Below are 394 nucleotides of genomic sequence, written 5' to 3'. Positions count from 1 at the left end.
GGATTAGATAATATAGAAATGCTTTAAAAGTTTTGGAACTCTGCGAGATTAATTATCAAGCTTTTTTTTCAGCAAAGATAAATTTGCTCGCAGAGGCGCAAAGATTTTTATAAAAAAGATTAAGTTTTAAAGAGTTGATGAGTTGAGATTACTTAAAGATATCGTATGAATATGCTTTAAAAAAACTTCGCGACTTTGAGAGATTATAATAATAACAACAAAATGAAAACAGCACAAATAGTTATAGGTTTAGGATTTGGTGATGAAGGAAAAGGAATTACGACAGATTTTCTGGCGAAGCAAAATCCTGAATCTATAGTTATTCGGTTTTCAGCAGGACAACAAGCGGCACATACGGTAATGATCGGCGATAAAAAGCACGTTCATTCTAGTT

1 protein-coding gene is annotated in these 394 nt (G+C 32.2%); it reads left to right on the top strand.

Features of this window, described 5'->3' with window-relative positions; genetic code table 11:
* Positions 1-222: 222 nt before the first annotated feature.
* The coding region (locus BW716_RS39770) for an adenylosuccinate synthetase (RefSeq protein WP_143709276.1) at positions 223-394 on the top strand (172 nt) is incomplete at its 3' end.

The sequence above is a fragment of the [Flexibacter] sp. ATCC 35208 genome (assembly GCF_001975825.1).
Taxonomy (GTDB): domain Bacteria; phylum Bacteroidota; class Bacteroidia; order Chitinophagales; family Chitinophagaceae; genus Chitinophaga.
The sequence above is the reverse complement of the archived record's forward strand: the minus strand, read 5'-3'. Positions and strand labels throughout refer to the sequence as shown.